The following is a 6,838-nucleotide window of genomic DNA, read 5'->3' as shown; positions in this document are numbered from 1 at the left end:
CGTTGCGGCGCTGCGCCAGGATGTGGAAGCGCAGGGCGGGCGCGTCATCGGCGCCGTGATGAACCGCATCCGCGACGACGCCCTGCTGGCCGGCCAGTTCGAGACGATCGGCTAGCCGGGCTGCGGACGCCGGCGCCGGCTTTCTCGATTTCAACGCCGCTCAGGGCTTGCGAAGCGGGAGGGGTTTCAATACACCCCTGTCTTCGCGTTGGAGAGGTGGCCGAGTGGTCGAAGGCGCGCCCCTGCTAAGGGCGTATGGGGGTAACTCCATCGAGGGTTCGAATCCCTTCCTCTCCGCCATTATACATTGAAAATATTGTATTTTTTAAGAATAATTGGGTTCTGGTGCATTCCCGTTTTTTGAAGCCCGCGCGTCTTCAGTCATTTCCGCACGGTTCGGTTCTGCGCCGCTGTCAGCATGTCCTTTTGTGCATTGCCAGTAAGGCTTTCGGCCTTGCGTGCAGCTTGCGGTGAGATGGCCCCTGCGATGAGCGCAGTGATCACCCGCTTGTCGCGCAGCAGATCAAAGACCGCGCCATCCGGTTTCCAGAACTCTGCCGGATCAGCTGCGCACGCGTGAAGCACCGCCTCTGCGGCTGGCCCAGCCGCAGGCGCAGGGGAAAATTTTTCGCGGGTCAGGTTTCAGGCCCGGTACAGGTCGTCCAGGTCCAGCGGCAAGAGACGCAAAACAAGGGGCCCGCGAGAGGCAGGTATCGAAATGCAAAGACCCTCACGTCTGATGCAAATCCGGGTATCGCTGCAACTCGCGTCGGACCCGGGAAGACTAATACGCGGATGCCTCGAATTCCGGTGCATCAGGGTGACCGGCGAATATGCGCTGGCGTCGGTAAGCGGCGTTTCAGCTTCGCCTGACCGCAGTTCGACACGGCGCAGCGGCTTGCCCAGGCCGCCCTAACTGCGTTTGCCGAATTCGCGGTCCAGCTTGCCCAGGAGGGCAAGGCCCGTCGCCGCGCGCCGCACGCACACGCAAGCGCAGTTCGGTGTCGAACTCGGTCACCGCGCGTGTGGCGAACGCCTCGAACAGTTTGTTGAGGCTGATCCTGCGATGCGCCGCGAGCGCGCGCAGGCGCCCCGTGCTGATTGCCGGCAAGGCTGATCGTCAGAACACGCATGCCCGTTTCCTTTCCTTCAGGCAGGCTCCGGCATTGCAGATCGTGAGGCCCGGAAACAGCAGCTCGGCCCGCGTAAGGTCCGCGAGAGTTGTGGTTATGCTGGCTTTGGCCGCAGATGCCACTGCCAGTTCGATGACAGGGTTGTCGGCTTCACCGGGCAGGCCAGGCAACCCTGCAGGGGTGTTGGTCCGTCAGTCGATTTGGAGGTGGTCATCGGGCCCGCTCGATATCGGTCTTCGTAAAATCCTCGCCCTTGAACAGAAGCGGGAGCTGAAGTTTCTGTGCAAGTGCATAGGCAAAGCTGTCGCCGAGATTGAGCCCTGCTGGCGTATCTTTGCCAAACCGGGCAAGCGCAGCAATCGCGCCGTGGACGTCCTCGATAGCTGATGGCACGACGGCGATCCTGAGCGCTCCCAGAAGAGCCTCAGCTTCGCGCAGGCCGGACGGGCCGTGTGCACTCTGGGCACGGGCCAGCACTTCCCAGGCGTTTACAGGCGTCATCAGGGGCCGAACCGCAGCCGTCAGGATGTCCAGGAACGCTGCGCGCTCTGGTTCCCCGAAATAGACCGCCAGCACCGCCGAGGCGTCAACAACCATTACCGGGGCAGCCCGTCTGGCCCGTAGAGATCATCGTCTGTGAGTTTGGTTCCGGTCATCTCCAGCGCGTCAATACGGGCAAGCACATCCGCAACCCGCCGCTGCGCTGCGCCCTGAACCTCGCTCGCTTTGGCCATTTCTTCCGCGAGGCGGCGGCGGACGGCATCGGCGACGACATCCGTCATCGGCAGGCCGAGCCGATCGGCCAAAGCGCGGATATCTCGGACAACATCAGGGTTGCGTATCTGGATCGGTGCGTCTGTCATGATAAATAGAATTTATCATGATCCAGCGCGGATGCAAACAGTTGCCCCGCGTGCGGGGGCCAAAGCGCTCCCATGAGAGGATGGAAGCAGCCTTTGCCGGATACAGCATTGTCACGACCGGCGAGATCGAAGGGGTTGGCGCCGGAGCGATCGACCATGTTGCCATTGCCGGAAATCTGAAACTAACCAGAGTGTTCTGCCGAGCCGCAGCGTCAGAAGACAGACGAAAACGATCCGGTCGTTTTGGGGGCGTGGTTGATTGCTCGGCCATGTCTCAGGGTGCACATTGATAATGTGTAACGCTGCGTATGGGAATTTTTCGGCGTTTAGCGGGGCTATACCTATGGTTTAGTTGCCCAACCCGCGCTGAAAGGAGAGGGAACGGACAAGCTGTCAGGAATCGGATTTCTGAAAACCAGGTGGCCGCGGAGATCATCATGAATACAACAACCGGGAAGGTCCCTGGATCGCGGTCGCCGAATGATATCGACCGGCATGTTGGCCAGAAGCTGAGGAAGCTCCGGCAGGAAGCGGGCCTCACGCTGCAGGACCTCGCCGAACAGATCGGCGTGAGCCATCAGCAGCTGCAAAAGTATGAGACCGGCACGAACCGTCTCAGCGTCGGCATGCTTCCCGGTGTCGCGGAGGCGCTGGGCACCGACATCATGGAATTCTTCGAGGACGCGGGCAAAGCGTCCTCGGCAAAGAAGAGCAAGGCCGATCAGCTCCGCAGCGAGTGCGAGACCTGGCTCAGGCGGACAAAGTCGGAGGAGGCGCTGCGCGGCATGCTGCGGGTGTTGAAGGCTCTTTCCGCCTAGGCAGCTCGCCGGCTGTCTGGTCGGGGTCATGCCGCGATCGTGGGGAGCGACCGAGTTGCCGTGCCTTAACCTCTTTTAGTAACGTACGCTGATGACATTGATGGGCTGAAGCGGCTGATTGCTTTTGCTCCGGGCAATGCAAGAGAGGCACCCAAGACGAACCTGGAAAGTGGCTGCGCGCCTTTTGCCGGTTCAGAAGTCGCGATACTTGCTATGGATGACTACGCGGCGCGCGGAAGAGATATAAGAAGCCGGCACGGCGTAAAGACTGCCTGGAGTGTCGGAATAATAGTTTTCCTGAAACTCGAATATGATTTGCCAGATATCCCTGTCCTCGGGCGATGAACGCAGCGGCGTGCCTTCCTGGTCGGTGACCAGGTACCACATTATCCTTGCCGGCGGTTGGCGGCTGCCACCCCAGGCATCGTTCTCCCAGGTGCCCGAGCCATCACGATTGATCTGCAGACAGCTGTTCTTCGAAGAGCGCTCCGAAACGCCGCCTTCGCAGATAAGCTTATCGGTAAACTCAGATGGGAAGTCTTCTGTCGCTCCGAGATGCCCTTTGACGACAGCGCCGCGATAATCCAGATCTTTATAGATGGGTTCGGCCATTGCTGAGCCGCAGAAGGATGCAAACATCGAAAACGCAACAAACACATTTCTCATTTCTGCTCCTATGGCTCACGCCTTGGCCTGGAGGTTTAAAACTGACATGGGAACCACGCCCTTGCAAGTCAGGACCAGGCGGTGATCGCTACCCGTCCAAGCGTGCCCGGAGAGCAGCAGGCAAGCTTCAGTGCGAGCACTTGAGATGGACCCGGTGAACCGGTGCCTGTTTTCCCTTTGTCACAAAGGGTGTTGACGAAGGCACCCCGCGCCCTCTTTCGATAACCGGGATATACTTTTTGTGGACCAGTACTTTCCATGCCGCTGACCCGGACGCAGATTTCATGGCGCGATCCGGTGACGGCGTTCGCACCCCTGAAGGATGAGCTCTTTGCGCTCCTGCTTCACGGGCCGGGTTCGCGCTGGAGCTATATCTGCGCTCATCCGGCTGAAACCCTGCTCTATGATGAGATCACTGCAGGTGACTGGGCCGACAGGCTCCGCCAGACAGAACAGCGATGCGGGTTCGGGCGGCCGGACGATGCGCCGCCCTTTTGCGGAGGTTGGGCTGGGCTGCTCGCCTATGAGTTCGGGCGCGCGCTGTTGCCCCACCTGGGCAATCTTCCGCCACGGGCAGGATGGCCTGATATCGCCCTTGGATTCTATGACGAGTTCATCGTGTTCGACCATGACCGCCGGACCGCTGAACACTGGGACTGGACAGGCGACCGCAGCGACAGTTTGGCCAAGAAGCTTGGCGCGCTGCCACCGGAGCGGGTGAGCCAGTCTCACAGCCAGGCGCCACCTGTGCCCAGACTATCAGCCGTGCAGTTCGAGGAAAGGATTGCCAAGGCGGTCGCGTATGTGCGCGCGGGTGACTGTTTCCAGGTCAATCTTTCGCAACGCTTTGATTTTGATCTCGCCAACGGTGTGCATCCCTTCGACCTGTTCCTCAAGCTCACAAGTGCCAGCGCCGCGCCGTATTCTGCTTATTTCCGGCTTCCTCGCCTCGCTCTGGTATCGAACTCCCCGGAGCAGTTTCTGGAAGTGCGGCCGGGCTCCAAGGGTGGATTCAAGGCGACGACACGTCCCATCAAGGGCACGCGGCCGCGCGGGCGAACGCTGCAGGAGGATCGTCAGTTAGCAGAGGACCTCGTGTCTTCAGAAAAGGACCGTGCCGAAAACCTGATGATCGTTGACCTGATGCGCAATGACCTCTCCAGGGTATCGCGTCCCGGATCTGTCAAGGCGCCTGGCCTTTTTGCTATCGAGAGCTTTGCCAATGTGCACCATCTTGTGTCCACGGTGGTTTCAGAGCTGCAGGGTGAGCATGGAGCTTTAAGCCTCGTTGAGGCCGCATTTCCCGGCGGTTCCGTAACCGGCGCACCGAAGATAAGGTCCATGCAGATCATATCTGAACTGGAGGATGAGGCGCGGGGGGCCTATTGCGGTTCTCTGGTCTGGATGACGCCCGATGGTTGGATGGATTCTTCGATCCTCATCCGGACTGCCGCGCTGGAAGAAGCAGAGGACGGGCACTGGACCGGGCATTTCCGGGCTGGCGGCGGGATCGTGGCCGATTCCGTACCGGCACTGGAACGGCAGGAAACACTGGACAAGGCATCCGCAATGATACGTGCACTGACAGAGACCTCCACCGGCCCTGTTGAAGACATCCTGTATGTCGGACACCAGCGCAGTTCAGGCATGAGCGTTTCAGTGCGCGACCGGTCATTCCTGCTGGGGGATGGCTGTTTTGAAACCCTTCGCTCTTGCGATGGCATGATTGAAGGCATTCCGGAACATCTCTCGCTCCTGCGGCAGTCGGCGGATGTGTTGGGCATAGATGGCTTTCCGGGTGACCTCGAACTGCATGGCGCTCTGAACGAACTGTCGCAGGCGTGCGCGGGCACGGCGGCTGTGCGCGTCACGCTCAGCCGCGGCGCGGGTGGGAGGGGGGCAAATGCGTCAGCGGCGCCTGCGGTATTAGTTCTCAGCATAAACGCGTTGGGCGAGAGCCGTCCCTATCCGCCGCTGCGAGTCATCACGTCGTCCATCCGCCGCAACGAAACGTCTCCGCTCTCAAGGGTCAAGTCCACCAGTTATGGTGACAACTTGGCCGCCCGGCGCGCGGCAACACAAGCGGGCGCTGACGAAGCGCTCATGCTGAACCTGGCCGGACGCCCGGCTTGTCTGGCCATGGGAAACATCTTCCTGCGGACGGCTTCCGGGGATTGGGTTACGCCGCCGGCAGACGAAGGCGTTCGGGAGGGCTACATGCGCGGACAGGTTCTGGCGCGTCTGGCCGCTGAAGGCTGCGCCGTTCATATCCGGCCCGTCATCGCGGCGGAGCTTCTGGAGACGGGGGCCAGCCTGTTCGGTGTGAACAGCCTGTGGGGTATGCGTCCGGTTCAATCTCTGGACGGCCACATGCTCAAGGTCATTTCCTCCGTCCTTTAGCCGGGCGATGCGGGCGCAACGCGAAGGCGCTGCAGGCCGTGAATGATCAGCCGCTGCGACAACCATTCCGTTATGTTCGCGGGCGCATCGAGCGACAATCGTTCGAGGTGTGCATGATACTCTCCCCGCTGGGCCAAAGGGCGGGCAGTGATCGCGCCCAGCATGTAGGCAAGACGGGACCAGTGGCCCGCCATGTGCACCTTCAGTTCATCGAGCGCCGCGCCGAGATCCTGTTCGACCCCGGATAAGTCTGTGCCGAACGGATAGCTTGGCAGGGCTTGCCTGTGCGCGCCGAGGGCCCGGGTAATTGCTTCTGGTGTATTGGCGCGCCATGCCGCGGGCACCGCGAAGTCGCGCGGCAGTTTCTTTGCCTTCACCGCCTGCTGAACCAGTCCGTCCTGGAAACGGGCATCCGTGATGGCCAGCATGCGCCGCACGCATTCTTCGTCTGTCTGTCCGCGCAGGTCGGCGACGCCATACTCCGTTATGAAGATATCGCGCAAATGGCGCGGCACGGTTGTATGGCCATAGGACCAGACGATGTTGGACCCGGTCTTGCCTTTACTATTGCGTACTGCATTCAGCAGGATGATAGACCGTGCATTTTCCAGTTCATGCGCTTGTGCCACGAAATTGTACTGGCCGCCGACGCCGCTGACCACGCGGCCATCCTCGAGCGCGTCCGACGTCACCGCGCCAAGGCAGGTCGCTTTCATGGCGATGTTGATGAAACGGGCATCAACACGTTCTAGGCGGCGCACCCTCTCGTTGCCGTAAAGCGCATTCACATCGTTCACGCTGGTCATGTTGACCTTCGCAAGCAAGGCTTCCGGTGCGCGGCGCAATGCTTCGTAGAAGGATTGCGGGCCAAGGAAGAAGCCAGCGTCTATCGTTTCGCCGCGTTCTTTGGCCGGGCATCGTGAAAAGACACCGCTTCGTAGAAGTTCGAACATGCCTT

Annotated in this window: 7 protein-coding genes and 1 tRNA gene; 3 read left to right on the top strand and 5 right to left on the bottom strand. The window is 60.6% G+C overall.

The window, feature by feature from the left end; genetic code table 11:
- Positions 1-210: 210 nt before the first annotated feature.
- Positions 211-300: transfer RNA gene (locus WEA77_RS03200), tRNA-Ser, on the top strand.
- Positions 301-381: 81 nt separating this feature from the next.
- Here WEA77_RS03200 and WEA77_RS03195 read toward each other — a convergent pair.
- From WEA77_RS03195 to WEA77_RS03185, 3 genes are all read right to left on the bottom strand, one after another.
- A complete protein-coding gene (locus WEA77_RS03195; RefSeq protein WP_368066414.1) occupies positions 382-585 on the bottom strand; it encodes a hypothetical protein in 204 nt (67 codons plus the stop codon).
- 758 nt (positions 586-1,343) lie between these two features.
- Positions 1,344-1,730, bottom strand: coding sequence for a type II toxin-antitoxin system VapC family toxin (locus WEA77_RS03190; protein WP_368066413.1), 387 nt, complete (start codon positions 1,728-1,730; stop codon positions 1,344-1,346).
- Complete coding sequence (locus WEA77_RS03185) at positions 1,730-1,996, bottom strand: type II toxin-antitoxin system VapB family antitoxin (RefSeq protein ID WP_368066412.1); 267 nt, start codon at positions 1,994-1,996, stop codon at positions 1,730-1,732. The genes WEA77_RS03190 and WEA77_RS03185 overlap by 1 nt, the downstream gene beginning before the upstream one ends.
- 437 nt (positions 1,997-2,433) lie before the next feature.
- Here WEA77_RS03185 and WEA77_RS03180 point away from each other — a divergent pair, with 437 nt between their 5' ends.
- A complete protein-coding gene (locus WEA77_RS03180) occupies positions 2,434-2,814 on the top strand; it encodes a helix-turn-helix domain-containing protein (RefSeq protein WP_368066411.1) in 381 nt (126 codons plus the stop codon).
- Positions 2,815-3,006: 192 nt separating this feature from the next.
- Here WEA77_RS03180 and WEA77_RS03175 read toward each other — a convergent pair whose 3' ends face one another.
- Positions 3,007-3,480 (bottom strand): hypothetical protein, encoded by a 474-nt coding sequence (locus WEA77_RS03175; protein WP_368066410.1) that lies wholly within the window; start codon positions 3,478-3,480, stop codon positions 3,007-3,009.
- Positions 3,481-3,738: 258 nt separating this feature from the next.
- Between WEA77_RS03175 and WEA77_RS03170 the strand changes: the two genes are divergently transcribed.
- A complete protein-coding gene (locus WEA77_RS03170) occupies positions 3,739-5,880 on the top strand; it encodes a bifunctional anthranilate synthase component I family protein/aminotransferase class IV (protein ID WP_368066409.1) in 2,142 nt (713 codons plus the stop codon).
- Here the strand turns inward: WEA77_RS03170 and WEA77_RS03165 are convergent.
- The coding region (locus WEA77_RS03165) for an acetyl-CoA hydrolase/transferase C-terminal domain-containing protein (protein WP_368066408.1) at positions 5,877-6,838 on the bottom strand (962 nt) is incomplete at its 5' end. The genes WEA77_RS03170 and WEA77_RS03165 overlap by 4 nt on opposite strands.

The organism is Hyphomonas sp. (assembly GCF_040882205.1).
In the GTDB taxonomy this organism is placed as follows: Bacteria; Pseudomonadota; Alphaproteobacteria; order Caulobacterales; family Hyphomonadaceae; genus Hyphomonas.
Note: the sequence above shows the minus strand (reverse complement) of the source record. Positions and strands in the feature narration are given on the sequence as shown.